General features: G+C 39.9%; 24 protein-coding genes, 5 tRNA genes and 1 other RNA gene. 12 read left to right on the top strand and 18 right to left on the bottom strand.

What is annotated here, in order from left to right; genetic code table 11:
• Nucleotides 1–14: 14 nt before the first annotated feature.
• Entirely contained in the window at nt 15–803 is a 789-nt protein-coding gene (gene flgG, locus H7N67_RS04965) for a flagellar basal-body rod protein FlgG (protein ID WP_000946437.1), read from the top strand.
• 218 nt (nt 804–1021) lie between these two features.
• Here the strand turns inward: flgG and H7N67_RS08090 are convergent, their stop codons facing one another.
• The 7 genes from H7N67_RS08090 to H7N67_RS04995 all read right to left on the bottom strand — a co-directional run bounded on the left by H7N67_RS08090 (nt 1022) and on the right by H7N67_RS04995 (nt 5095).
• Nucleotides 1022–1144, bottom strand: a complete 123-nt coding sequence (locus tag H7N67_RS08090; protein ID WP_015645638.1) for a hypothetical protein — start codon at nt 1142–1144, stop codon at nt 1022–1024.
• Between the two features lie 289 nt (nt 1145–1433).
• Nucleotides 1434–1574 carry a hypothetical protein gene (locus H7N67_RS04970; protein ID WP_187939256.1) on the bottom strand — a complete coding sequence of 47 codons (141 nt, stop codon included), beginning with the start codon at nt 1572–1574 and terminating at the stop codon, nt 1434–1436.
• 84 nt (nt 1575–1658) lie between these two features.
• The gene (locus tag H7N67_RS04975) at nt 1659–2420 is read right to left on the bottom strand and encodes a YaaW family protein (protein WP_000323694.1); all 762 of its coding nucleotides are present in this window, start codon (nt 2418–2420) and stop codon (nt 1659–1661) included.
• Between the two features lie 294 nt (nt 2421–2714).
• A complete protein-coding gene (nusB, locus tag H7N67_RS04980; RefSeq protein WP_000235738.1) occupies nt 2715–3131 on the bottom strand; it encodes a transcription antitermination factor NusB in 417 nt (138 codons plus the stop codon).
• Between the two features lies 1 nt (nt 3132).
• Nucleotides 3133–3603, bottom strand: a complete 471-nt coding sequence (gene ribH, locus H7N67_RS04985) for a 6,7-dimethyl-8-ribityllumazine synthase (protein ID WP_187939257.1) — start codon at nt 3601–3603, stop codon at nt 3133–3135.
• A gap of 9 nt (nt 3604–3612) precedes the next feature.
• On the bottom strand, nt 3613–4443 hold the full coding sequence (gene kdsA, locus H7N67_RS04990; protein ID WP_187939258.1) for a 3-deoxy-8-phosphooctulonate synthase: 831 nt from the start codon (nt 4441–4443) through the stop codon (nt 3613–3615).
• Nucleotides 4430–5095, bottom strand: a complete 666-nt coding sequence (locus H7N67_RS04995) for a carbonic anhydrase (protein ID WP_187939259.1) — start codon at nt 5093–5095, stop codon at nt 4430–4432. The genes kdsA and H7N67_RS04995 overlap by 14 nt, the downstream gene beginning before the upstream one ends.
• 121 nt (nt 5096–5216) lie before the next feature.
• Here H7N67_RS04995 and pyrF point away from each other — a divergent pair, with 121 nt between their 5' ends.
• Nucleotides 5217–5900 (top strand): orotidine-5'-phosphate decarboxylase, encoded by a 684-nt coding sequence (pyrF, locus tag H7N67_RS05000; RefSeq protein WP_187939260.1) that lies wholly within the window; start codon nt 5217–5219, stop codon nt 5898–5900.
• Nucleotides 5901–6731 (top strand): pantoate--beta-alanine ligase, encoded by an 831-nt coding sequence (gene panC / locus H7N67_RS05005; RefSeq protein WP_187939261.1) that lies wholly within the window; start codon nt 5901–5903, stop codon nt 6729–6731. It begins immediately after the preceding gene.
• Nucleotides 6732–6744: 13 nt separating this feature from the next.
• On the opposite strand, the gene H7N67_RS05010 is transcribed toward panC, so the two are convergent.
• From H7N67_RS05010 to groES, 8 genes are all read right to left on the bottom strand, one after another.
• Nucleotides 6745–6820 (bottom strand) — tRNA-Glu (locus H7N67_RS05010).
• Between the two features lie 63 nt (nt 6821–6883).
• A tRNA-Asp gene (locus H7N67_RS05015) sits at nt 6884–6960 on the bottom strand.
• Between the two features lie 40 nt (nt 6961–7000).
• A tRNA-Val gene (locus H7N67_RS05020) sits at nt 7001–7076 on the bottom strand.
• A 41-nt stretch (nt 7077–7117) separates the two neighbouring features.
• Nucleotides 7118–7192 (bottom strand) — tRNA-Glu (locus H7N67_RS05025).
• A 10-nt stretch (nt 7193–7202) separates the two neighbouring features.
• Nucleotides 7203–7278: transfer RNA gene (locus H7N67_RS05030), tRNA-Lys, on the bottom strand.
• Nucleotides 7279–8057: 779 nt separating this feature from the next.
• Nucleotides 8058–10070 (bottom strand): Hop family adhesin HopZ, encoded by a 2013-nt coding sequence (gene hopZ / locus H7N67_RS05035; RefSeq protein ID WP_187939262.1) that lies wholly within the window; start codon nt 10068–10070, stop codon nt 8058–8060.
• A gap of 307 nt (nt 10071–10377) precedes the next feature.
• Nucleotides 10378–12018 (bottom strand): chaperonin GroEL, encoded by a 1641-nt coding sequence (gene groL / locus H7N67_RS05040; protein ID WP_001040281.1) that lies wholly within the window; start codon nt 12016–12018, stop codon nt 10378–10380.
• A 25-nt stretch (nt 12019–12043) separates the two neighbouring features.
• Nucleotides 12044–12400 (bottom strand): co-chaperone GroES, encoded by a 357-nt coding sequence (gene groES / locus H7N67_RS05045; protein ID WP_000671920.1) that lies wholly within the window; start codon nt 12398–12400, stop codon nt 12044–12046.
• A gap of 285 nt (nt 12401–12685) precedes the next feature.
• Here groES and dnaG point away from each other — a divergent pair, with 285 nt between their 5' ends.
• The 6 genes from dnaG (at nt 12686) to H7N67_RS05075 (ending at nt 19387) form a co-directional block, all read left to right on the top strand.
• A complete protein-coding gene (gene dnaG, locus H7N67_RS05050; RefSeq protein ID WP_187939263.1) occupies nt 12686–14365 on the top strand; it encodes a DNA primase in 1680 nt (559 codons plus the stop codon).
• On the top strand, nt 14362–15414 hold the full coding sequence (locus H7N67_RS05055; RefSeq protein WP_187939264.1) for an MnmA/TRMU family protein: 1053 nt from the start codon (nt 14362–14364) through the stop codon (nt 15412–15414). The genes dnaG and H7N67_RS05055 overlap by 4 nt, the downstream gene beginning before the upstream one ends.
• Nucleotides 15415–15503: 89 nt before the next feature.
• Complete coding sequence (locus H7N67_RS05060) at nt 15504–16331, top strand: DUF5718 family protein (RefSeq protein WP_187939265.1); 828 nt, start codon at nt 15504–15506, stop codon at nt 16329–16331.
• 146 nt (nt 16332–16477) lie between these two features.
• Nucleotides 16478–16759 (top strand): TrbC/VirB2 family protein, encoded by a 282-nt coding sequence (locus H7N67_RS05065; RefSeq protein WP_001272686.1) that lies wholly within the window; start codon nt 16478–16480, stop codon nt 16757–16759.
• Entirely contained in the window at nt 16759–17022 is a 264-nt protein-coding gene (locus tag H7N67_RS05070) for a hypothetical protein (protein ID WP_021308243.1), read from the top strand. The genes H7N67_RS05065 and H7N67_RS05070 overlap by 1 nt, the downstream gene beginning before the upstream one ends.
• Before the next feature lies 1 nt (nt 17023).
• Nucleotides 17024–19387 (top strand): VirB4 family type IV secretion/conjugal transfer ATPase, encoded by a 2364-nt coding sequence (locus H7N67_RS05075; protein ID WP_187939266.1) that lies wholly within the window; start codon nt 17024–17026, stop codon nt 19385–19387.
• 30 nt (nt 19388–19417) lie between these two features.
• On the opposite strand, the gene ffs is transcribed toward H7N67_RS05075, so the two are convergent.
• Nucleotides 19418–19515, bottom strand: an RNA gene (gene ffs, locus H7N67_RS05080) — signal recognition particle sRNA small type.
• A 176-nt stretch (nt 19516–19691) separates the two neighbouring features.
• On the opposite strand from ffs, the gene H7N67_RS05085 reads away from it, so the two are divergent.
• The 3 genes from H7N67_RS05085 (at nt 19692) to nspC (ending at nt 23311) form a co-directional block, all read left to right on the top strand.
• On the top strand, nt 19692–21032 hold the full coding sequence (locus H7N67_RS05085; protein ID WP_187939271.1) for a COG3014 family protein: 1341 nt from the start codon (nt 19692–19694) through the stop codon (nt 21030–21032).
• Between the two features lie 99 nt (nt 21033–21131).
• Nucleotides 21132–22097 (top strand): chemotaxis protein CheV1, encoded by a 966-nt coding sequence (cheV1, locus tag H7N67_RS05090; protein WP_000785454.1) that lies wholly within the window; start codon nt 21132–21134, stop codon nt 22095–22097.
• A complete protein-coding gene (gene nspC, locus H7N67_RS05095) occupies nt 22094–23311 on the top strand; it encodes a carboxynorspermidine decarboxylase (RefSeq protein ID WP_187939267.1) in 1218 nt (405 codons plus the stop codon). Before cheV1 ends, nspC begins: the two co-directional genes overlap by 4 nt.
• 4 nt (nt 23312–23315) lie before the next feature.
• Here the strand turns inward: nspC and lpxE are convergent, their stop codons facing one another.
• Nucleotides 23316–23852: a lipid A 1-phosphatase LpxE gene (gene lpxE / locus H7N67_RS05100; protein WP_232263019.1), complete on the bottom strand. Its 537-nt coding sequence runs from the start codon at nt 23850–23852 to the stop codon at nt 23316–23318.
• A gap of 49 nt (nt 23853–23901) precedes the next feature.
• Nucleotides 23902–25473, bottom strand: coding sequence for a phosphoethanolamine--lipid A transferase EptA (gene eptA / locus H7N67_RS05105; protein ID WP_187939269.1), 1572 nt, complete (start codon nt 25471–25473; stop codon nt 23902–23904).
• Nucleotides 25474–25653: the final 180 nt, after the last annotated feature.

A 25653-nucleotide genomic window follows, 5' to 3' on the forward strand; every position in this document is an offset into this window, starting at 1 on the left:
TTTAAAGGGAAAAAATGCTCCGCTCTCTCTATAGCGCCACTTCAGGGATGCTCGCCCAACAGACGCATATTGACACCACTTCAAACAATATCGCCAATGTCAATACCACTGGGTTTAAAAAATCTCGTGCGGATTTTAACGACTTGTTTTATCAAGCGATGCAATACGCTGGCACCAACACAAGCAACACGACTTTATCGCCAGATGGTATGGAAGTGGGCTTAGGCGTGCGCCCTAGCGCGATCACTAAAATGTTTTCGCAAGGCAGCCCTAAAGAGACGGAAAATAATTTAGATGTCGCCATCACGGGTAAAGGCTTTTTTCAAGTCCAGTTGCCTGATGGCACCACCGCTTATACAAGGAGTGGGAATTTTAAGCTAGACGAACAGGGCAATCTTGTAACGAGCGAAGGCTATCTTCTCATCCCTCAAATCACTTTACCTGAAGACACCACGCAAGTAAATATCGGTGTGGATGGCACGGTGAGCGTGACTCAAGGCTTGCAAACGACTTCTAATGTGATCGGGCAAATCACTTTGGCTAATTTTGTCAATCCAGCGGGGCTTCATTCTATGGGGGATAATTTGTTTTCCATCACCAACGCTAGCGGCGATGCGATTGTGGGCAACCCGGATTCTCAAGGCTTAGGCAAGTTAAGGCAAGGCTTTTTGGAATTGAGCAATGTGAGATTGGTAGAAGAAATGACGGATCTAATCACCGCCCAAAGGGCTTATGAAGCCAATTCTAAAAGCATTCAAACCGCTGACGCCATGCTCCAAACAGTCAATTCTCTCAAACGCTAAAAGGGGATTTTACTCTCCTTTTTAATTATCATTTTATATTTTCTAGTTACTATAGTTTAAAAGTCATCTTTTAAAATCTACCATATTAATCCCATAACTGCAGTTAAAGTTCCAATTACTCCTACTATAACAACCTAGTTGAACTATCCATATTTATTTCCTTTATTTTAAATCCAATAGATAAGTAGAGAATATATTAAAATCCTACCCTTTACTTTTTACTTACCCTTGTATCTAGAGTTGTTAGGGTTAAGCTGGTTGGCACGATTGTCCATAGCCTTTTTATAAGCCGGATTGTTAGGGTTTTTAGTGTTGCTTCTTTGACTATAGCTTTTACCCATTTTTTCTCCCTTTAAAATAAAATAAAAATCAGATGCGTTTTTGCTTATCCATTGTATATCTTTTTCCTAAAGAAAAGCTTAAAAGGAATCTATTTACAACGATTTTTCACCTTTATTGATGTGTTTAGAGAATGATGATAATAATTAAAAGATTTTGATACACTTATCATTTTAGATACGATAAATCTGATTTGAAAGTAGGAAACTATTGATCTTTCTTTAGGTATAATTTAATGAAACGCTACTTCGATTTTTGGCACAAAAACCCCCTCCTTTAACCCTCTAACCCTTACTTTTTATCGTTTTTATGTTCGTGGTTAGCGTTGCATTGATTGGCTTGGTTTTGGCTATTTTTTTGACAACTTCCGTTGTCTTGATTTTTAGAATCACCTTTTTGATTGTGGTTTTGATTACTGCAACTGTTACTCATTGTGTCTCCCTTAAATTAAAATAAAAACTAGATGCGTTTTCGCATCTAGGTTTCCGTTCTATACCTTTTTCCCTAAAAAAAAGCTTAAACGGATTCTATTTGCAACGACTTCTTATCTTCATTGGCTTGTTGCGTTTTTAGGCGTAAAGTGGCAACCACAATGCATGCCGGTATGGTTACCCTATAAGCCGGCCCTGCAATATCAATCGCTGTCCATACGCCTGTAATGATCCAGCCAACAGGGCCTGTTAGAAAGCTCAGAGTTCTTGTAAGCACCTGATTGCCCGCAAGCGATAAACCACGCCCTAGAATGGTTTTTGCGACCGCATTCGCAACAATGACCGCTAATTGATAAGATTTAAAGCCTCCCATTTTAAACAGCGTTAAAGTCGCCGCGCTTAAGGCTTGTCTGTTTAAATTGTCCGTGTTTTTTATGGACAATTCATCGCACATTTCTTTCACTTCTTCATCATCCATTTCTTCTAGACTTCTTTCTAAGATTTTAGAAAGCATGTTTTGTTCAATTAAAGTCGTTTCGGTTTTCTTGTTGTAATTGACCTTCAATTTATCGCACACATCGCATAAAATCTCTTTGTATAAGACTCCTTCGCCTTTAATGAAACTCGCAAAACTATTGCTCCCATAGTATTGCAACTCTTCAGCGATTCTTTCTGCGTATTTAGCGTAATCATCGCCATGCCTTTTGTATTCTATGGAGCTTGTGAGTTTTTCATTGTGTCTTTTTTCGCCGTCTTTACCAAAAACAAGCACCTCAAACAAATCCAATAAATCACTAGATTCCAGTTGCTTTAAAAATTCCAAGTCTCTATCATATTTGTATGCCATATTATTCCTTTATATTGTTTTATCACTTATTAAAAACAAACGACTTTTCGCACTTCATCGCTGTTTTTCTAAAGTGATTACTGATTTTAATATCATTTGTCTAAAACTATACTTAATATTCTAAAAAGGCTTAAACTCAAAAGCCCAACGCTCTTAAGATTGCTTTAAAGCATCAATTCTTTGGTTATTGCTTGAATAATGTCCTCTTTTTATAAAAAACAACTAATAAAATAATGGCTAAAAAGAAAATAAAGCGGTTATAGCATCATTTTTTAAATTTAGCATAAAACGCCCTCAAATCAAGGGTTTTTGAGCGAGCTTTTTGCTCAAAGAATCCAAGATAGCGTTTAAAAATTTAGGGGTGTTAGGCTCAGCGTAGAGTTTGCCAAGCTCTATGCATTCATTGATGATGATAGGGTTTTGTGTGGGCGTGAAGCCAATTTCATACGCTCCTAAGCGTAAAATCGCCTTTTCCATGCTCCCTAATCGCTTGAAATCCCAGTCTTTCAAATGCGGTTCAATGAGGGCGTCAATTTCATTGATTTTTTCTAACACGCCATTAAAAAGGCTTAAAGCGAAAGCCAACTGGTTGTTTTTAATCTTTTTTTCTTCTAACATGCTAGAAGCGATTTTTTTAATTTCTTCATTACCGCTCTCAAACGCATACAACAATTCAACCACAGCCCCCCTGGCTTGAGTTCGTGTCGCCATTTTAACCCTTGAGAGTTTGGCACAAGCTCAACAATTCAATGAGGGTGCTCATCGCTTCAAAGCCTTTATTGCCGGCTTTACTGCCCGCTCTTTCAATCGCTTGTTCAATATTGTCTGTGGTAAGCACGCCAAAGCTTACCGGCATGCTGTATTTTAACATCGTGCTGGCAATGCCCTTAGTCGCTTCCGCGCTCACGTAGTCAAAATGCGGAGTCCCCCCTCTAATAATAGCTCCTAAAACGCACACGCCATCGTATTTTCCACTCCCTAACAACCTCTCTAAAATGAAAGGCAATTCATAAGCCCCAGGCACCAGCACGAGATCTAAAAGATTCTCATCGCCCCCATGCCTTTTAAAGCAATCCATCGCCCCTTCTTTTAATCTGTCTGTGATGATATGGTTGAAGCGCGAGGTTAAAATAGCGATTTTTTCATTCCCTTGTAATTGCAATTTCCCTTCTATGGTTCGCATGAAATTCCTTTAAAATAAATTTTGGATTTTTAACATATCAGTTACTAAATATTCTAACTCATTAGGTTTTAGCATGTTTGCCCCATCGCTTAGGGCGTTTTTAGGATCAGTATGCGTTTCAGCGAACAACCCATCAATCCCCACCGCAGCCGCAGCTCTGGCTAAAATAGGGGCAAAAGAGCTGTCCCCTGAACTTTTCCCGTTCGCTCCCCCCGGCATTTGCACGCTATGGGTAGCGTCAAAAATCACAGGGGCAAACTCTCGCATGATTTTTAAAGAGCGCATATCCACCACTAAATTCCCATACCCAAAGCTGCTCCCCCTTTCACACAACCACACGCCATTTTTCAACGCCGTTTCATAAGTGGGGCTTTGAATGCTTTTATCCCTCGTTTTAAGGGCTTTTAAGACAGAATATTGCATGTCTTTTGGGTTCATGAATTGCCCTTTTTTGATATTGACAATAGCATTAGTCTGGCTCACTGCTACAATCAGATCCGTTTGGCGGCACAAAAACGCCGGGATTTGTAAAATATCCGCTACTTTGGCTGCCACACTTGCTTGATAGCTCTCATGCACATCGGTTAAAATTTTATAACCAAATTCCTCTTTGATGGTTTGTAACATTTCTAAGCCTTTTTCTAAACCAGGCCCTCTGTAACTCTCTAAACTCGTGCGGTTAGCCTTATCAAAACTCGCTTTAAAATAAAAATCCAACCGCTCGTTGTTGGCTAGGGGTTGCAATTTAGTAGCGATACTTCTTAGATTTTCTAAACTCTCAATGACGCATGGCCCAGCGATTAAAACGGATTTAGGGGTTTTTGTGTTAGAAGTTTTCATGACTTTTCCTTTGTTTAATGGTTTCTTCAATCGGCTCAAAAAAATGGCTTTCAAAATTATAATTATAAATCCTGCCTGTTTCTATGATATAGTGCCAACCAAAAATTTTCAATTCGTTATTCATCACTCTTTCTTGAATGAAATCATAGCTTAAGAGGTTGTTGAGTTGCAAGCGCACGTTCAAACGCTCTGTAAGCCATGAACGCTTGGCGGAATGGTTGCTGAATTGCGGGTGGTTTTTTAATTCTTCTTTAACAGGCTCTAAGAATTGTATCCAGTTTGCAATGTAAGGGGTTTTAGCTTTGGTGGTTTCATCATGGATCAAATGAATGCTCCCGCAAGCCCCACAATCGCTATGCCCGCAAATGATTAAGTTTTGAATCCCCACATGCACAATAGCGTATTCAACGCTCGCAATGGTAGAAAGGGATTCTTTATAGCTTGTTTTAGGGGGGATCACATTGCCCATGTTGCGGATCACATACAATTCGCCCGGTTTGGTGCCGGTGATCAGATTAGGCACGACTCGTGAATCCACGCAAGAAATGAACAAAGTGTGGGGCTTTTGCTTGGTTTTTAAGCTCTCATAAAGCTCTTTAAGCTCTTCATATTCATTCTCTTGAAATTCTAACGCTCCTAAAAACGCTTTCACTCTTTAATCCTTAAATCTTATTTTGATTAAAATTCGTTTGTTTTTAAAACGCTTATCATAGCTAAAAATCTTGCATTTCTTTTTGTTATAATGGCGTTATTTTACACTTTAAAGGGCTTTCATGCAATTATGTGTCGCATTGGATTTAGAAAAAAAAGAGGACAATCTTTCTTTATTGCAAGAATTGAAAGGCTTAGATTTGTGGGCTAAGGTGGGGCTTAGATCTTTTATAAGAGATGGGGCTGTTTTTTTAGATGAAATCAGAAAGGTTGATGGGAATTTTAAGATTTTTTTGGATTTGAAGCTCTATGATATTCCTTATACGATGGCAAATGCCGCGCTAGAGTGCGCGAAATTAGAAGTTGATATGCTCACCGTGCATTTAAGCAGCGCTAAAAGCGCGCTAACAATTTTAATGCAACGCCTAAACGCTCTTAAAAAACGCCCCCTAATCATGGGCGTGAGCGCTTTAACCAGCTTTAGCGAAGAGGAATTTTGGAGCGTGTATAACGCTCCTTTAAAAACTCAAGCGATCAAATTAAGCGCTATGGGTAAAGAGAGCGGGATTGATGGGGTGGTGTGTTCGGTGTTTGAAAGTTTAGCAATCAAAGAGAATTTAGGTAAGGACTTTTTGACTTTAACCCCTGGCATCAGGCTGGATAAAAATGATAAAGAAGATCAAGAAAGGGTAGCGAACGCTAAAGAGGCTAAACAAAATTTAAGCGATTTTATCGTGGTGGGCCGCCCCATTTATCAGGCTAAAGAGCCTAGAGAAGTGGTTTTAGAGCTTTTAAAGGATTGTTAAATGCGAGCGTTAGAAACGATTGCTGCTTTAAGAGAATATCGTAAAAGTTTGAAAGAAAGCGTGGGGTTTGTGCCGACTATGGGGGCTTTACACAAAGGGCATCAAAGCTTGATAGAAAGGAGTTTGAAAGAAAATTCCCACACGATAGTGAGCGTTTTTGTCAATCCCACGCAATTTGGGGCTAACGAAGATTTTAGCGCTTATCCGCGCCCTTTAGAAAAGGATTTGGCCTTGTGTGAAGGATTGGGCGTTAGCGCGGTGTTTGTGCCTAAAACGAGCGAAATGTATCCCTATGAGATAGAGCAACGCTTAAAACTCTACGCCCCTACATTTTTATCCCACTCTTTAGAGGGAGCAATGCGTAAAGGGCATTTTGATGGGGTTGTTCAGGTCGTGTTAAGATTGTTCCATCTTGTTAATCCTACTAGAGCGTATTTTGGCAAAAAGGACGCCCAACAGCTTTTAATCATCCAGCATTTAGTCAAAGATTTGCTTTTAGACATTGAAATAGTGCCATGCGAGATCGTGCGCGATAGCGATAATTTGGCTTTAAGCTCTAGGAATGTGTATTTGAATGCAACACAAAGAAAACAAGCTCTAGCCATTCCAAAAGCTCTAGAAAACATCAAGCAAGCCATAGATAAGGGCGAAAAAGCGTGCGAAAAGCTTAAAAAACTAGGGCTTGGAATTTTAGAAACTTTAGAAGTGGATTATTTGGAATTTTGCAACCACAAGCTAGAGCCTTTAAAAACCATAGAGCCAACTAACACGCTGGTTTTAGTGGCGGCTCGTGTGGGTAAAACCAGGCTTTTAGACAATTTATGGGTGTAGTTTGGAATTTTTATGGCGACCCTTGAAAGATTTGAACTTCCGTTTCCACCGTGAAAGGGTGGTATCCTTGGCCACTAGATGAAAGGGTCATTTTTAACGATTGACTATTATATTGGAAATAAAGCGTAGAAAATGATTTAAAAAGCGCTTGGTGGCGGAGCGGACGGGACTCGAACCCGCGACCCCCTGCGTGACAGGCAGATATTCTAACCAGCTGAACTACCGCTCCCTATCCAAACTCCATAGCCTAAAAATGCATGCTTTAGTCATGGTGGTCGCTATAAGACTCGAACTTATGACATCTACCTTGTAAGGGTAGCGCTCTACCAACTGAGCTAAGCGACCAAAATATTGAGATAAAATCCAACTAAACCCGTATAAAAGAGTGGTGACTCCTAGGGGATTTGAACCCCTGTAACCACCGTGAAAGGGTGGTATCCTAACCACTAGATGAAGGAGCCACGATGCTCATGGTGACCCGTGTTGGATTTGAACCAACGGCCCATTCCTTAAAAGGGAATTGCTCTACCAGCTGAGCTAACGGGTCTCACAAAAAAAGATAATGATACAATTTTTTTTAACGCTTGTCAAGAATAATTGAAAAATATTGCGGTTTTCATAGAAGTGACACGCTCTCAAAACGGCATGGATAACAACTATTACGCTTAAAACTTGGTTGCGCTTAATGCTGCAAGGATCACATAGACGCCATGCGTTTTAATGTTGGTTAGCGTTAGTTTTGGGGTTTTAAAAAGGCTTTGTTTCTCCCAAGCGCTAATAAATCTTATTAGGATTCAATGCTTTTTTTGTTTAAAAAATTCCATTTTTAAAAAATGGGTTTTTGTTTTATCGTTTTAGATCTCATTTTGTTGTGAAAATCATTTCATTGAGTTTGTTTAAAGTATTTAAAAACGCATTCCCTTAAGGAAGTAGGGGGTATTTTGAAACCATTCCCCCCCTACAAAGCTTTTAAAATCCCCCTAAAAAGAGCGCTTTTTTGAGAAATTATCGCTTAACTAACGACAAGCTTTTTTATTGTTAGTTATAAAAAATGCTAAAAAGAATTTTTAATCAAGCCCCCCTCCCAAAAAAAGAAAGACTTTAAAAAAGAAAGACTTTAAAAAAGAAAGACTTTAAAAAAGAAAGACTTTAAAAAAGAAAGACCTTAAAAAAGAAAGACCTTAAAAAAGAAAGACCTTAAAAAAGAAAGACCTTAAAAAAGAAACCCCCAAACAAAGGCTTCAAAACAAAAACCCCCCAAAAAGAAAGAGGGTTCAAAAGAAAACCCCAAAAAAGGGAGTTCCATAAAGGGTTTAACGCAAGCTTTTAATAAGCAAACACATAATTCAAATACACGCTATAGAGTCTGCGGTATTGGAGTTGAGTGCCTAGCAAAGAATAGTAATTGGTGTTGATCGTGGGGATCTTCACGCCCAATTCCACGCCATGCTGCGCAACATGATCGCTCGCTTTCTTTTTGTTTTTAGCGAGGTTCATTCTCAAGCCTAAATTGAATAAGAATTGGAAATTCGCCACATTCATTTTAGCGCTATAAAAATTATTGAATGTCGCTAAATTCACGTATTGGGAATTAAGCCATGAAGTGCCCGCTAAGGCGATACCTCCAAACACCCCAAAAGAAATCTTATTGTTTTTGGTGGTTTTATCATTGATAAAGTTATAAAGGACATCTGTCCCTACCCCATAAGTGAACACATCAGAAGCGGAGTTGAAAAAGCTGGATTTGATATAAGCATGGTTATAGTCAAAAAAGCCGTAATACCTTAATCCCCACCTTCTTTTTTCGCCAAAAAATTGCTTGTAGCCCACTTGCACGCCGATCCCATTCATCGCGCCGTTGTTGGTTTGAGAGCTGATCAATCCAACGCGTCTGAAAGGGTTATGCCCTAATTCTTGCGTGGCGCTTAGTAATTGCGAATAAGCGCTCTGGTTGACTTGATAAACGGCCTGTAAACCCCCAGGGTTATTAGGGTTAGTGGATTGGCTTATCAAATTTTTAAGGAATGGGGAATTGGGCGTGTTTGAAGCGGTCGTGGTGATGCTGTTATAAGTGTTGTTTAAAGTGCTAAGACTGCCTCTAAAATCAAGTATGGTGCGCGCCAACAACTCAGATTGCTTGATTTGCTCGGCTTGAGTGCCAAAATGCGCAAGGCTGTTATTTAAAGCCGTTATCGTCTCTTCCACATACGCGCAACCGGCTCCCCAAGTGTTATTAGTAACCCCTTGATTAGGCAGTGTCCCACCCCCATTTTTGCAAGCTGCCAAGTAGTCTTTGGTGAAATGTTTCGGGATAGTGTTAAGATTGGTTTTGATTTGATCGGCTAGTTCAAGCATCTTCGCTTGCGCTTGCGCGTGGTTGAGCATGTTTTGAGCGAAAGCCCTATCAGCAGAGGTGTAAGGGTTGAAATTTTGTGGCGCGTTTTGATTGCTTTGCTGGTTAAGGCTTTGAGCTTGCGCGACGATTTCTTGGGCGTTTTTGATCATGCTAGTAACGGCGCTAAACTCCGTGGCAAACACCTGACACACGTTCCCTGCCGTATCTAAACCCCACGGCGCCCCTCCATTTTGTCCTGAATTGTGATTGACCCATGGGCAGTTTGTAGTGAGGACGCTTATCATTTTACTGGCTTCTTGCAAAAGGGTTTGAGCGTTGTTAGTAGTAGTAGTAGTAGTAGTAGTAGTAGTTTTCTCGCTTTGCCCGTTAGTTTGCGTTGTTATAGTTATAGTTACTTGTTTTCCTTTACTATCCAAAACAGGAAATCCGTTATCTTGTTTTAAAGCTTGTTGGATAGTTTGATAAGCTTCGTTAAGCTTTTTCATGTTATCAATACTTAAAGGGCCGCTAACCCCGTTATTATAACCGGTTAAATTGCAATTAATGGAGCTTGATTCGTGTCCTGGCTGGCCCTCAAAAGTTACGCTTGCTTCCCTACTCTTACCAGGACCGCATTGGACATTATAAGCTATCACGTTCCACAACCCCACCGCCGCATTGAGCGCTAAAGAGACGGCTTGATAGGCGGGGGAATTGTCTTTTTCGCCGGTCAACCCTTGCGTGTTTGCTTTTAAATTATCGATCGCAGCATTGATTTCTGAAGGGCTGCTCGCGTTCGTTACCGCCTGATTGAGGTTGTTGAAATTGCTTAAAAGGTTGCTCAAATTCTCATAAGTGTCTGAGAGTTTTTTCAATTCGCCGGTGTTTTTCACCATTTGAGCGGCTTCGCCGATTTGATAGCCTGCGCTGATAAAAAAGCCGTTGTCTTCAGCGTTTAGAAGCGATGCAGCGAGAGAGAGAGAGAGTAAAAGGGTTTTTTTCATGTTTTCTCCTTGAAATAAAATTGAGTGATTGGAATTTTATACATTAAGAATGTATTTGGAACATTGTAGCATGAAATCGTTTTTTTTTGTCATTTAGAGAAAATTTTAGAATTTTGCATTTTTTACGCGTTTGTTTGGGTGGTATTGAAAGGGTTTTTAGGTTTTATTTTAATGGAACGCTAATGATAAAAGCTTGATTTTAATGGGGATTTTTGTTTGCGCGTTTTTCAAAACGAGCGGTTTTGTGAGGTAAAAGCCCCCCAAGAAGAGAGCTTTTATAAAAAATGGTATTAAAAAGCAAGGGGGCTTACATCATGCCGCCCATGCCACCCATACCGCCCATGCCACCCATATCAGGCATTGCTGGGGCCGCTTTTTCTTCTTTGATTTCATGTACGGTGGCTTCTGTGGTTAAAAGCAGACTTGAAACCGAAACCGCATTTTGTAGAGCGATCCTTTCTACTTTTAGGGGGTCAATAATCCCTTCTTTAAACATGTCCACATACTTGCCATTGCTAGCGTTAAAACCAAAATGCCCTTCGTGTTTTTGCACTTCATTCACGACCACACCGCCATCATAACCAGCGTTGATAGCGATTTGAGCTAGTGGGGCTTTAATGGCGCGCATGATGATTTCATAGCCCACTTTTTCATCATCGTGTAAATTCAAATGCACTTTTTGAGCCGCGCGAATGAGAGCCGCACCGCCGCCAATCACAATGCCTTCTTCAACCGCCGCTTTAGTCGCGCTTAATGCGTCATCCACCCGGTCTTTTTTCTCTTTCATTTCCACTTCACTCGCAGCGCCCACTTTGATCACAGCCACACCGCCAGAGAGTTTAGCCAATCTTTCTTGCAATTTTTCTTTGTCATAATCGCTTGTCGTGCTTGCAATTTGGGTTTTGATTTGCGCGACTCTGTCTTTAACGTCATCGCTATGGCCTTTGCCATCTACGATCGTGGTGTTGTCTTTGTCAATCACAATCCTTCCGGCTTTGCCTAAAAACTCCACTTCAGCGTTTTCTAGACTCAAGCCCAATTCTTCGCTAATGACTTGACCGCCGGTTAAAATAGCGATGTCTTTGAGCATTTCTTTTCTTCTGTCCCCAAAGCCTGGAGCTTTAACCGCCGCGATATTCAACACGCCTCTTAATTTATTCACCACTAGAGTCGTTAAAGCTTCGCCCTCAATGTCTTCAGCGATGATTAAAAGCGGTTTGCCCTCTTTCATGGTTTTTTCTAATAGCGGGAGGATGTCTTTCATGCTAGAGATTTTTTTATCCGTTAAAAGGATGTAAGCGTTATCCAATTGAGCGGTCATTTTCTCAGCGTTGGTTACAAAATAAGGGGAGAGGTAGCCTCTATCAAATTGCATGCCCTCTACGACATCCAATTCATCTTCAATGCCCTTAGCTTCTTCAACGGTGATCACGCCGTCTTTACCCACTTTTTCCATAGCGTCAGCGATGAGTTTCCCGATATTGTGATCGGAGTTGGCAGAAATGGTCGCCACTTGGGTGATTTCTTCTTTACCGCCCACTTTTTTGCTCGCTTTTTTAAGCTCATTAATGATCGCTTCAGCGGCTTTATCCATGCCTCGTTTCACTTCAATAGGGTTAGCCCCAGCCGTGATATTCCTCAAACCTTCTTTAAAAATGCTATAAGCCAACACGGTCGCTGTGGTCGTGCCATCGCCGGCAGCATCAGCGGTTTTGCTCGCCACTTCTTTAACGAGTTGAGCACCCATGTTAGCCACCGGGCAACTTAATTCAATCTCTTTGGCCACGCTCACGCCGTCTTTGGTGATGCTTGGAGCGCCATAGCTTTTTTGAATCAACACGTTCCTGCCTCTTGGCCCCATGGTAACTTTAACAGCGTCATGGAGTTGTCTCACGCCTTCAAATAGAAGGTTTCTTGCGCTATCTGAAAATTTAATTTCTTTTGCCATTGTGTATCCTTAATAATAATGTTTGTTAGTGTTTTTTGTGATCGTGACAGCAAGCTTCATGCTCTTTAGCATGTTTATGGTCATGATTGCCTGTATGACAGCAAGAGCCTGAGCCCACAATGCCCAGAATGTCTTCTAATTCTAGCACCATGTATTCGGTGCCGTCTAAAACGATTTCTGCGCCTTTGTATTTGCCAAAAGCGATCACATCGCCTTCTTTAACGCATTTGCAACCTTCACTGATTTTATGGCTAACGGCTTTGATTACGCCCATTAAAGGCTTTTCTTTAGCGTTATCAGGGATGATGATGCCTGAACTGGTTTTGTTCTCTTCTTCAAGTCTTTCTACTAAGACCCTTTCTCCTAATGGTTGAAACTTCATTTCAGTTCTCCTAAGTTTTGATAAATAAAATAGAAATTTAGCGCTTATTGTTATTAAGCTACACAACTATAGCGCATTTTTAGGGATAAGTCAAGCCATAAAAACAAATATAAGACTATAACTATAAGGATTATTAAGTCTATTTATATAAAGTTTCATTAGTTTAAAAATATAAGGATTAGAAAAAGGGGCGTTATCAACAAACCTTTTTGAAGATTTTATTTATTGAGTATAATTCATTCAAACAGCTTAAAACAAGAAAGCACGATGAAGAAAGCATGAAAAATGATTCTTAAAAGTTCCATTGATCGCCTTTTGCAAACGATAGACATTGTAGAAGTCATTAGCTCTTATGTGGATTTGAGGAAATCAGGTTCGAATTACATGGCTTGTTGCCCTTTTCATGAAGAAAGGAGCGCGAGTTTTAGCGTCAATCAAATTAAAGGGTTTTACCATTGCTTTGGGTGTGGGGCGAGCGGGGATAGCATTAAATTTGTGATGGCGTTTGAAAAACTTTCGTTTGTGGAAGCGCTTGAGAAATTAGCCCACCGATTCAATATAGTTTTAGAGCATGACAAAGGCGTTTATTACGATCATAAAGAAGATTACCACCTTTTAGAAATGGTGAGCTCGTTGTATCAAGAAGAGCTTTTTAACGCTCCGTTTTTTTTAAATTACTTGCAAAAAAGAGGGCTTAGCATGGAGAGCATCAAAGCGTTTAAATTAGGCTTATGCACGCATAGAATTGATTACGGCATTGAAAATAAAGGCTTGAATAAAGACAAGCTCATTGAATTAGGCGTGTTAGGCAAGAGCGATAAAAAGGATAAAACCTATTTGCGCTTTTTGGATCGCATCATGTTCCCTATTTATAGCCCTAGCGCTCAAGTGGTGGGTTTTGGAGGGCGCACCTTAAAAGAAAAAGCGGCCAAATATATCAATTCGCCCCAAAGTAAGCTTTTTGATAAATCCAGCTTGCTTTATGGCTATCATTTGGCTAAAGAACACATTTATAAACAAAAGCAAGTCATTGTAACAGAGGGGTATTTGGATGTGATTTTATTGCACCAGGCGGGTTTTAAAAACGCCATAGCCACGCTTGGGACAGCTTTAACGCCATCGCATTTGCCCTTGCTTAAAAAAGGCGATCCAGAAATTCTCTTAAGCTATGATGGGGATAAGGCAGGGCGGAATGCGGCTTATAAAGCGAGCTTGATGTTGGCTAAAGAGCAAAGGAGGGGGGGGGTGATTTTGTTTGAAAACAACCTAGACCCTGCGGAGATGATCGCTAATGGCCAGATTGAAACCTTAAAAGACTTGTTATCGCGCCCCATGGCTTTTATTGAATTTGTTTTAAGGCGCATGGCGGGTTCTTATGTTTTAGACGATCCTTTAGAAAAAGATAAGGCCCTTAAAGAAATGTTAGGGTTTTTGAAAAACTTTTCCTTGCTTTTACAAAATGAATACAAGCCCTTAATCGCTACGCTTTTGCAAGCGCCTTTGCATGTTTTAGGGATTAGAGAGCCAATCTCTTTTCAGCCTTTTTACCCCAAAACAGAAAAACCCAATCGCTCTCAAAAGTTCGCGCATGTTCCTAGCGCGCCCAGTTTGGAATTTTTAGAAAAATTAGTGATCCGCTATCTTTTAGAAGACAGGAGCTTGTTGGATTTAGCGGTGGGTTATATCCATAGTGGGGTGTTCTTGCATAAAAAACAAGAATTTGACGCTTTGTGTCAAGAAAAATTAGACGACCCTAAATTAGTTGCGTTATTATTAGACGCGAATTTACCCCTAAAAAAAGGGGGGTTTGAAAAGGAATTGCGTTTGTTGATTTTGCGCTATTTTGAGCGGCAACTCAAAGAAATCCCTAAGAGTTCGCTCCCTTTTAGCGAAAAAATGATCTGTTTAAAAAAGGCTCGCCAGGCCATTATGAAATTAAAACAAGGAGAATTAGTCGCCATATGAAACAAATAAAAGCTTTAGCCCTATTTAGTGGGGGGTTGGATAGTTTGTTGTCCATGAAATTACTCATTGATCAAGGCATTGAAGTAATCGCTTTACACTTCAATATAGGGTTTGGGGGGAATAAAGATAAAAGAGAGTATTTTGAAAACGCCACCGCGCAAATTGGGGCTAAACTCTTGGTGTGCGATATTAGAGAGCAGTTCTTTAACGATGTGTTGTTCAAGCCCAAATACGGCTATGGGAAGTATTTCAACCCTTGTATTGACTGCCATGCCAACATGTTTAGGAACGCTTTTTATAAAATGCTTGAATTGAACGCGGATTTTGTTTTGAGCGGGGAAGTGCTAGGGCAACGCCCTAAATCCCAAAGGAAAGAAGCGCTCAATCAGGTGAGGAAATTAGTCAGAGAAGTGGGCAAAGAGGCTCGTTTTGATCCCATTTTAGACCGAACGCAAGCAAGCGGTGAAAAACCGCAATTTTTAGACGAATTGCTCTTAAGACCCATGAGCGCTAAACTCTTAGAGCCTACTTTTATGGAAGAAAAGGGTTTTGTTGATAGGGAAAAGCTTTTAGATGTGAGCGGTAGGGGGCGCACTAGGCAATTGCAAATGATCAAAGATTACGGCTTGAAATATTATGAAAAGCCAGGTGGGGGGTGCTTGCTTACGGACATTCAAGTGAGTAATAAGATTAAGAATTTGAAAGAATACAGAGAAATGGTGTTTGAAGACAGCGTGATTGTTAAAATTGGGCGCTATTTTGTCCTACCCCATAACGCTCGTTTGGTGGTGGCAAGGAATGAAGAAGAAAACCATAAGTTGGATATTCAACACCCCTTAATGGATAAGATTGAATTGCTAAGCTGTAAAGGCCCTTTGAGTTTAGTGGATAAAAACGCTAGCAAAGAAGATAAAGAATTGGCCGGTCGTATCGCTCTAGGCTATGCTAAGACTTTAAAAAATCAAGCTTATCTCATTCAAATAGGGAACGAAAAACGCGAGCTTTACCCTTTGGATAAAGAGAGCGCTAGAGAGTATTTATTCGCTTAAAAGGGAGTTTTTTTGAGGGTTTTAGGGGTTTTCTTTTATGCTATAATGGAAAAAGCTCTAATCATTAAGCTATTTGCTAGGAGGTTTGCATGCAAGAGTTTTTAGGTTTTGGTGTGGTGGGGAATTTTGCAGGGCATTTGGAGCAAGCAGGAGAGAGTCATAGTTTTATTAACATGAAAAGCGAAGAAAAGGACGCCCCTAAGGGGTTGTTCCCTTTTTATATCCCGTATGAGAATTGCTATTTGGGGCGTTGTTGCATTAATAACCATAAGATTATTTTGCCAAATGATTTGAATTTGAAAGTGCAAGCAGAGCCAGAAATCGCTTTAGAATGCGATGTTAAATACGATGAAAAACATTTGGTAACCAAGCTTGTGCCTAATTTTTTCATGGCGTTTAATGACGCTTCTGTGCGTAATTTAGAAGCCACAAAGCTCTCCCAAAAAAAGAATTTTTCACCAGCTTCTAAAGGTATAGGGCAGAAATTGCCTATTGACAGGTTTGCTTATGGGGGGGTGTGTAACAATTTCTCTATCGCATCTTTTTTGAAATACAATAATGTTTGGCACATTTATGGGGAAAACAGCAAATTGCTCAAATACGAGTTTTTTTATCAAAAGCTTTTAGACTGGATCAAAGACAGATTGAACCACCAACAAGATGGCGATTCTTTAGAGGCTTTAAGACCTTTTTTAGAACGCCATAATTTCCCTACTAAAATGATTTTTGCGATCGGGGCTACCCCTTATATGCCTTTTGCACAAGAGCATTTCTTACAAAAAGGCGATGAGGTGGTGATTATCGCTTACAACCATTTACAATACAGCTTTGAAAAGATTCAAAACCTCTTAGAAGAAGACGCCCTACAAACCAAAGAACACGCTAATCTTTCTTATGTCTATCAAATCGTAGAATAGTAAGGCTTTTACACTCTTTGGCTTTGCTTTTTTACCCTTTTAAAGATTAAATGCACCCCTTTTAACCCCCTTTTAGAGAATTTTTATGGTTTTTTTGAGATAATAAAGCGTTATAAAGTTAATTAAAATTAAACAAAAGGGTTTTGATGTCCGCTCATTTTTTAAAAATCATTTTTTTAGTAGGCATGTGCGTTTCAAGTTTGTTCGCTGAAGGTTTAGAGGGGTTTTTTAACGCCCTAGAAGCCCAGCTCAAAAGCCCCATCGCTAAGGGGATTTTAATGGTGATTTTCATAGGGATCGCTATTTATGTGTGGAGGAATTTAGACCGGTGGAAAGAGATTTTATTCACGATCCTTGGCGTGGTGTTTGGGATCTTTTTATTCTTTAAAGCCCCGAGTTTGGCGAATTGGTTTATGGGAATTTTTTAATGATTATCCTCTCAGCGAGCGTGAAGAATTTGCGTGAAATTTCGGTTAAAGAAAAATTTTTATGGCTGAACGCCAAGTCTTATTTGATTTCTGTTTTTGCGCCTTTTATCTTGCTCCCTTGGATTGATTTGTTGAGCGCTTTTTTATTGTATTTAGGGTTTTTAGTGCTCTTTAGCGTGCTGGAATTTTTTGATGAAGACATTGCAGATATTATTATCGCTAAAAGCAAAATAAAGACTAAAACCAAATGTTATAGAGCGTAGGATGTTAGAAAAGCTTTTGAACGCTGTCAAACAAAAAGTTTCAAACTATTTTTTAGGGGTTTTGCCTAAAAGCTATTCTATGAGCGAAGAAAACAACATTTTAGGCTTGTATGATGAGCATTTCTTGCTCACTAAAAACGAAAACTTAGTGGGCATCCTCCGTTTAGAAGGGGTGAGTTACACCCATTTAAGCACAGAGCAATTGCAAGATCTTTTCACCGAGCGCCAAATGGCGTTGGATTCTTTAGAAAAAGTCGTGGCGCGCCTGGTGGTTAAAAGGCGTAAAATTGATTATAAACAAAACATTCAATCTGACTCTAAATATTTGCAAGCGATTTTGAATCAATTTGAAAACAAAGAAGTGTATGAAAATCAGTATTTTTTAGTTTTAGAAAGCGCGCATTCCTTACAGGGCGTTTTGGAGCATAAGAAAAAATCTCTCATGCATGCCAATAGGGAAAATTTTAAGGATATTCTCTCTTATAAAGCGCATTTTTTGCAAGAAACTTTAAAAAGCTTAGAAATCCAGCTCAAAAATTATGCCCCCAAACTCTTAAGCTCTAAAGAGGTTTTGAATTTTTATGCGGAATACATTAACGGGTTTGATCTCCCCCTAAAGCCCCTAGTAGGGGGGTATTTGAGCGATAGCTATATTGCTAGTTCTACCACTTTTGAAAAAGATTATTTCATTCAAGAAAGTTTTAATCAAAAAACCTACAACCGCTTGATTGGCATTAAAGCTTATGAGAGCGAACGCATCACTTCTATAGCGGTGGGAGCGCTTTTATACCAAGAAACGCCTTTAGACATTATCTTTTCTATAGAGCCTATGAGTGTGCATAAAACGCTGAGTTTTTTAAAAGAGAGGGCCAAGTTTAGCATGTCCAATCTCGTTAAAAACGAGCTGCTAGAATACCAAGAATTAGTCAAAACCAAACGCCTATCCATGCAAAAATTCGCCCTAAACATTCTTATCAAAGCCCCTAGATTAGAGGATTTAGACGCTCAAACAAGCTTAGTTTTAGGGCTTTTATTTAAAGAAAATTTAGTGGGCGTTATAGAAACTTTTGGCTTGAAAGGGGGGTATTTTTCCTTTTTCCCTGAACGCATCCATTTAAACCACCGCTTGCGTTTTTTAACCTCTAAAGCCCTAGCGTGTTTAATGGTGTTTGAAAGGCAAAATTTAGGTTTTAAGGCTAATTCATGGGGGAATAGCCCTTTGAGCGTGTTTAAAAATTTGGATTATTCCCCTTTTTTATTCAATTTCCACAACCAAGAAGTGAGCCACAATAACGCTAAAGAAATCGCTAGGGTGAATGGGCATACTTTAGTTATAGGGGCAACCGGAAGCGGTAAAAGCACGCTGATTAGCTTTTTAATGATGAGCACTTTAAAATACCAAAACATGCGCCTTTTAGCATTTGATAGGATGCAAGGGCTGTATTCTTTCACAAAATTTTTTAAAGGGCATTACCATGACGGCCAATCTTTTAGCATCAACCCCTTTTGTTTAGAGCCTAATTTGCAGAATTTAGAATTTTTGCAATCCTTCTTTTTGAGCATGTTTGATCTTGCCCCTTCAAGGGATAAAGAAGCCTTGGAAGATATGAATGCGGTTTTTAGCGCGATTAAGAGCCTTTATGAGACCTTATACCCTAAAGCCTTTAGTTTGCTGGATTTTAAAGAAACGCTTAAAAGAACCTCATCTAATCAATTGGGCTTGAGTTTAGAGCCGTATTTGAATAACCCCCTTTTTAACGCTTTGAATGACGCGTTCAACTCCAGTGCTTTTTTAAATGTAATCAACTTAGACGCTATCACCCAAAACCCTAAAGACTTAGGGCTTTTAGCCTATTACTTGTTTTATAAAATCTTAGAAGAATCCAGGAAAAACGACAGCGGTTTTTTGGTTTTTTTAGACGAGTTTAAATCCTATGTGGAAAACGATTTATTGAACGCTAAAATCAACGCTTTAATCACGCAAGCCAGGAAAGCTAATGGCGTGGTGGTGTTGGCTTTGCAAGATATTTACCAATTAAGCGGGGTTAAAAACGCTCATAGTTTTTTAAGCAACATGGGGACTCTTATTTTGTATCCGCAAAAAAACGCTAGGGAGTTGAAACACCATTTCAATGTGCCTTTGAGCGAGACTGAAATTTCTTTTTTAGAAAACACCCCTTTGTATGCCAGGCAGGTTTTAGTCAAAAATCTGGGTAATGGGAGTTCCAACATGATTGATGTGAGTTTGGAGGGCTTGGGGCGTTATTTGAAAATCTTTAATTCGGATTCTAGCCATGTCAATAAAGTGAAAGCGTTACAAAAAGACCACCCTACAGAGTGGCGTGAGAAACTTTTGAAGAGCTAGTTTTAAAAAGTCAATATCATTTTGAAGCACTCCTATTCAGATGGCTAAGGCACACAAGAAATTAGGGGACTCTGCTGTATTCCTACCCTGAAGCGTTACCCTAAAATCCTATTGCATAGGTCCAAATAAGAGCTTAGGGATCATTTTAACCATAAAAAGCTTATGTTTTCATTAAAAATGTTATGATACGCTCAAATTAGTCAAGCAAACAAGCAAAAAAATTAAAAGGGTTAGATTGAAAATATTCGTTCTGTTGATGTCGGTAATTTTAGGAATATCATTAACAGGTTGCATAGGCTATCGTATGGACTTAGAACATTTTAACACGCTCTATTATGAAGAAAGCCCCAAACAAGCTTATGAATATTCCAAACAATTCACTAAGAAAAAAAAGAACGCTCTTTTATGGGACTTGCAAAACGGCTTGAGCGCTTTATACGCAAGGGATTATAAGACTTCTTTAGGGGTGTTAGATCAAGCCGAGCAACGCTTTGATAAAACCCAAAGCGCTTTCACAAGAGGGGCTGGTTATGTGGGCGCTACCATGATTAATGATAACGTGCGCGCTTATGGGGGGAATATTTATGAGGGCGTTTTAATCAATTATTACAAAGCGATAGACTACATGCTTTTAAACGATAGCGCGAAAGCTAGGGTGCAATTCAACCGCGCGAATGAACGCCAGCGCAGGGCTAAGGAATTTTATTATGAGGAAGTTCAAAAAGCCATTAAAGAGATCGATTCTAGCAAAAAGCACAATATTAATATGGAACGCTCTAGGGTGGAAGTGAGCGAGATTTTAAACAACACCTATTCTAATTTAGACAAATACGAAGCTTATCAAGGTTTGCTTAACCCGGCGGTTTCGTATCTCTCAGGGTTGTTTTACGCTTTAGATGGGGATAAGAATAAGGGGTTAGGCTATCTTAATGAAGCCTATGGGATCAGTCAAAGCCCTTTCGTGGCTAAAGACTTGGTTTTTTTCAAAAACCCTAACAGGAGCCATTTCACTTGGATCATCATTGAAGATGGTAAAGAGCCGCAAAAAAGCGAATTTAAAATTGATGTGCCTATTTTTATGATTGATTCGGTTTATAACGTGAGTATAGCCTTGCCCAAGCTAGAAAAAGGGGAAGCGTTTTATCAAAATTTCACTCTTAAAGATGGAGAAAAAGTAACGCCCTTTGACACTTTAGCCTCAATAGATGCAGTAGTCGCTAGCGAGTTTAGGAAGCAATTGCCCTACATTATCACCAGAGCCATTTTATCGGCCACTTTTAAAGTGGGCATGCAAGCGGTGGCGAACTATTATTTAGGGTTTGTTGGCGGGCTAGTAACTTCGTTGTATTCAGGTGTTAGCACCTTTGCAGATACCAGGAACACGAGCATTTTTGCCCATAAAATCTATCTCATGCGCATCAAAAACAAAGCTTTTGAAAATTATGAAGTTCGAGCTGATTCCATTGACGCTTTTTCGTTTTCATTAAAGCCTTGTAAAAGATCGCTTGAAAACCCTAAAGTCATTGACGCTAGGGAATTGCTTTCTGGGTTTGTAGCAGCCCCACAAATCTTTTGCTCTAACCACCATAATATTTTATACATCCGCAGTTTTAAAAATGGGTTTGTTTTGAGTCATTTAAAATGATTTAAAAAACCCCAAAGATAGTTTTTAAGTGTCGTTGGCATTAAACACAAACACGATATAATTATAAAACGATACGAAAACCTAAATTAAGGGGAAGTCATGGCTGATAGTTTAGCGGGCATTGATCAAGTTACGAGTTTGCATAAAAATAACGAGTTGCAATTGTTGTGTTTCAGGCTGGGTAAAAACAAGGATTTGTATGCGGTCAATGTTTTTAAGATCCGTGAAGTGGTGAAATACCATGGCAATCTCACCATCATTAGCCACGAAAACAATTCGCTCGTTGAGGGGCTAATCATTATAAGAGAGCTCACCATTCCCTTGATTGATATGAAAAAATGGTTTTATTATGACAGCCAAAACAAAAACAAGGATTTACGCCCTTATAGGATAGAAAAAGAAAAAGGCGAAGACGATATTGTCATGATTTGTGAGTTTTCTCGCTGGACCATAGGGGTTAGGATCTATGAAGCGGATAGGATTTTGAGCAAGAAATGGACTGAAATGGAGCAAAGCGCCGGGTTAGGGGGATCTGCAGGCAATAACAAGCTCGTGAGCCGCACGCGCTATTTTGACGGGCGCTTGGTGCAAGTGGTGGATATTGAAAAAATGCTTATAGACGTGTTCCCTTGGATTGAAGATGAAAAACACAACGATTTAGAGACGCTTTCTAAAATCCATTCTAACCAATGCGTTTTACTCGCTGATGATTCCCCAAGCGTTTTAAAAACCATGCAAATGATTTTAGACAAGCTGGGCGTCAAGCACATTGATTTTATCAATGGTAAAACCTTATTAGAGCATTTGTTCAACCCCACAACCGATGTGAGTAATATTGGCCTGATTATTACCGATTTAGAAATGCCAGAAGCGAGCGGTTTTGAAGTGATCAAGCAGGTTAAAAACAATCCTTTGACTTCAAAAATCCCCATTGTGGTCAATTCTTCTATGAGCGGCAGTTCTAATGAAGACATGGCCAGGAGCTTAAAGGCCGATGATTTCATCTCCAAGTCTAACCCTAAAGACATCCAGCGGGTGGTTAAGCAATTTTTGGAATTAGCATGAAAAAATACAGCGCTATCCCCACCCCTTGCTATGCGCTAGAGAGCGAACGCTTAGAAAAAAACGCCAAGATTTTAGAAATCGTGCGCCAACAAAGTGGGGCAAAGGTTTTGCTCGCTTTAAAGGGGTATGCGTTTTGGCGTGAGTTTGGGATTTTAAGGCAAAAATTGAACGGGTGTTGCGCGAGCGGTCTTTATGAGGCTAAGCTCGCTTTTGAAGAGTTTGGGGGGCGAGAGAGCCATAAGGAAATTTGCGTTTATAGCCCGGCCTTTAAAGAGGCTGAAATGAGCGCGATTTTACCCCTAGCGACAAGCATCATTTTCAACTCTTTTTACCAATACGCTACCTATAAAGACAGGATTTTAGACAAAAACAAGCAGTTAGAAAACTTGGGCTTAAGCCCCATTAAAATGGGTTTGAGGATTAACCCTCTTTATAGCGAAGTAACCCCAGCGATTTATAACCCATGCTCTAAAATGAGCCGGTTAGGGATTACGCCTAGCGAATTTGAAAAGGGGGTGAAAGAGCATGGCTTAGAGGGGGTGAGCGGGTTGCATTTCCATACGCATTGCGAGCAAAACGCCGACGCTTTGTGCCGGACTTTAGAGCATGTGGAAAGGCATTTCAAGCCTTATTTAGAAAACATGGCGTGGGTGAATTTTGGTGGGGGGCATCATATCACTAGGAGCGATTATGATGTGAATTTGCTCATCCAAACGATTAAGGACTTTAAAGAACACTACCACGATATAGAAGTGATTTTAGAGCCCGGGGAAGCCATAGGGTGGCAATGCGGGTTTTTAATCGCAAGCGTGATAGACATCGTTAAAAACGATCAAGAAATTGCGATCTTAGACGCTTCTTTTAGCGCTCACATGCCCGATTGCTTAGAAATGCCTTATCGCCCTAGTATTCTTAAGGTTTCTGTAGAAAATGACGAAGAAATTATTGAAGTTGAAAAGGGCGAAAATCAAGGGGCGTTTTCTTACTTTTTAGGTGGCCCTACTTGTTTAGCGGGGGATTTTATGGGGAGCTTTAGTTTTGAAACGCCTTTAAAAAGGGGCGATAAAATCGTGTTTCAAGACATGCTCCATTATACGATTGTCAAAAACAACTCGTTTAACGGCGTGCCGCTCCCAAGTCTGGCTAAAATAGACTCGCAAGGTTTTAAGATCCTTAAAAACTTTTCTTATGAAGATTATAAAAACAGGAATTAAAGCTTTAATTAAGGTTTTTGGGGCTTGTAAAAAGACCCACGCACAACATTCCAACACCAAGCCCGGCCAACACCGCACCAATGGTGTGCATGTCTAAATAAATGCGAGCGAGCATGGTTAAAGGGATTAGGGGTAAGAGCCACAAGTATTTTTTAAAAGAATAACGGCGCATTAAAAACGCCACCGCCAACCCCACCATAGACGAATGCCCGCTTGGCATGTTGAAATTACCCCCATAAGGGCGCTCGCCCAAACGCTGCTCATTGATTATTACATGGTTTAAGGCTCTTTTGGTGGTGTGCGTGAGAAGGGTTGTAGCGATAGAGGCGTTAGCGACTTGAAAAAGCCCTATCGCATCTCTTTGAATCAAGGGAATCGCCACAGATAAAATCGTAGGGATAAAGCGCGCATAATGCTCGGTGAAATGAAGCGCCAAAGGCACGCTTTGGTGTTTAGGGACTTTAGGGAAAGGCGCAAAAATGCCTAATAAAATCAACCCCAAACTGAGGGCTAATAAAGTTTTAGAAAAGCTTTTCGGCAGGCTTTCACAAAATTTCTGTTTAAATAAGAATTTTTTCATGCGTGTTATTTCACTCTTTTTTGTGTTTGAGCAGATCTAAAGAAGGGCGATAAACAACGCTAGGGTTTTTAAAATCTTCAAACACCCCTAAAACGCTATGGAAAATGGTGTTTTGATTAATGGGGGTTTGGGTTTGGATAATGGAATGCTCCTTTTTAAAAAGATCATTGGCATAAACGATAAAGGGGATCTCGTATTGCTCTTTAGGAGCGATGCTTTTAGGAATGCCATGCAAATAGAACGCTTCTTCGCCCAAACTTTCGCCATGATCGCTTAAATAAATCATTAAAGCGGGCTGCTTGGCTTTTTCAAGCATGCTAATAATTTTGTCTAACAGATAGTCGTTATAAAAAATGGTGTTGTCATAGGCGTTAATCAAGCTTTCTTTGGAGCAAGAAGACAGATCAGCGCTTGAGCAATAGGGCTTAAACACCCTAAAATTTAAAGGCACTTTGTTGTCATAGTTGGGGCCATGCGAGCCGGCAAGGTGTAAGATGAGTAAGACATTTTCATTAGAGTGTTCTTTTAAAAGGTTGGGTAAATTATAGAGTAAGGATTCATCATAAGGGGCGATCGCTTCACAATTGGGGCATTTTTGAATCAATTCATAGTTTTTAAGATAGCTTGTAACCTTAACGTTCTTTTCGCCGTCATTCGCGCTATACCAAAAGACTTTGATACCCGCTTTAGTCAAGTAAGTGGGCAAGTTTTCATAAACACCCAAGCTGTTTTTAAAAGAAGAATCTAAAATGCATTCCAAACTCGCTGTCGTGTAAGTGGCGCAAGAAGTAGCGTTAAAAAGGGTGAGTTCATGATTTTCTAAGCGCTTGCTTAATCTTGGGGTGGTGGGTTTTTGATAGCCATAAAGGGCGTAATTGTGTTTCCTGGCACTTTCGCCAATGACTAGCACCACAAACGAATTGGAATGGTTGGGCGAAAAGAGAGGGAGCGGCTTGATGGTGGGGGCGAAAAATTTAAGAGCGCTCACTCTAAAAGCGTTCACGCTATAAGCGAAGGGCAAAATTAAGCCCCCTATGAATTTCGCATGCTTGTCAAACCACAGCCAATTTTTAGCGTTCATTAAAGCGCTAGCGATAAAGATAAACACTAACGCCAAGATCGCTAAAAAGGGCGCTTTTTTAGAAGAATTTTTAAGGGGGATTTTATAGATAATATAGCCAGGTAACACCCCAAAAACAACGATAAAAATGAATAATTTAACGCTCAAAAAGCCTAAAACTTCATGCGTGTTGGTGTTTAAGACATTACCCATCATGCTCTTATTTAAAAACACCTTATAAGTGCTAATGAAATAGAAAGCGACGGAATTGAGCCAACTAAAAACAACCGCGCTTAAGCGCATCAAAGAAGCAGAGATCAAGCCTAACGCCAAAAAGAGAGCGCCATTAACGCAAAAAAGCACGATAATAATCATGGCTATAAAACTAACCTGGTTGCTTTCTTTATAAACATAAGCGAATAAGGGGAAATGGTATAAAACGCCAAAAATAAGGCTATAGAGCAAACCGGCTTGCAGACAACTTAGGGGCTTTAAAAACTTCAGATGGAATAATGATGTCAAACACGCCCCTTAAAATCAATCAATCTTATGATTATATCGTAGGTATGGGGATTTTATCCCACTAGCACGAAAAACTCCGTCCTTTAGGGCGGAGATGTAAGTGCATATCTGTTAGGTATTTGAATATCGTTTCACCTAGATCCATTCGCTTTTTAGTGCATTCTATTAAAAATCAAAGTT

This window comes from Helicobacter pylori, assembly GCF_014498195.1.
GTDB lineage: Bacteria > Campylobacterota > Campylobacteria > Campylobacterales > Helicobacteraceae > Helicobacter > Helicobacter pylori_DO.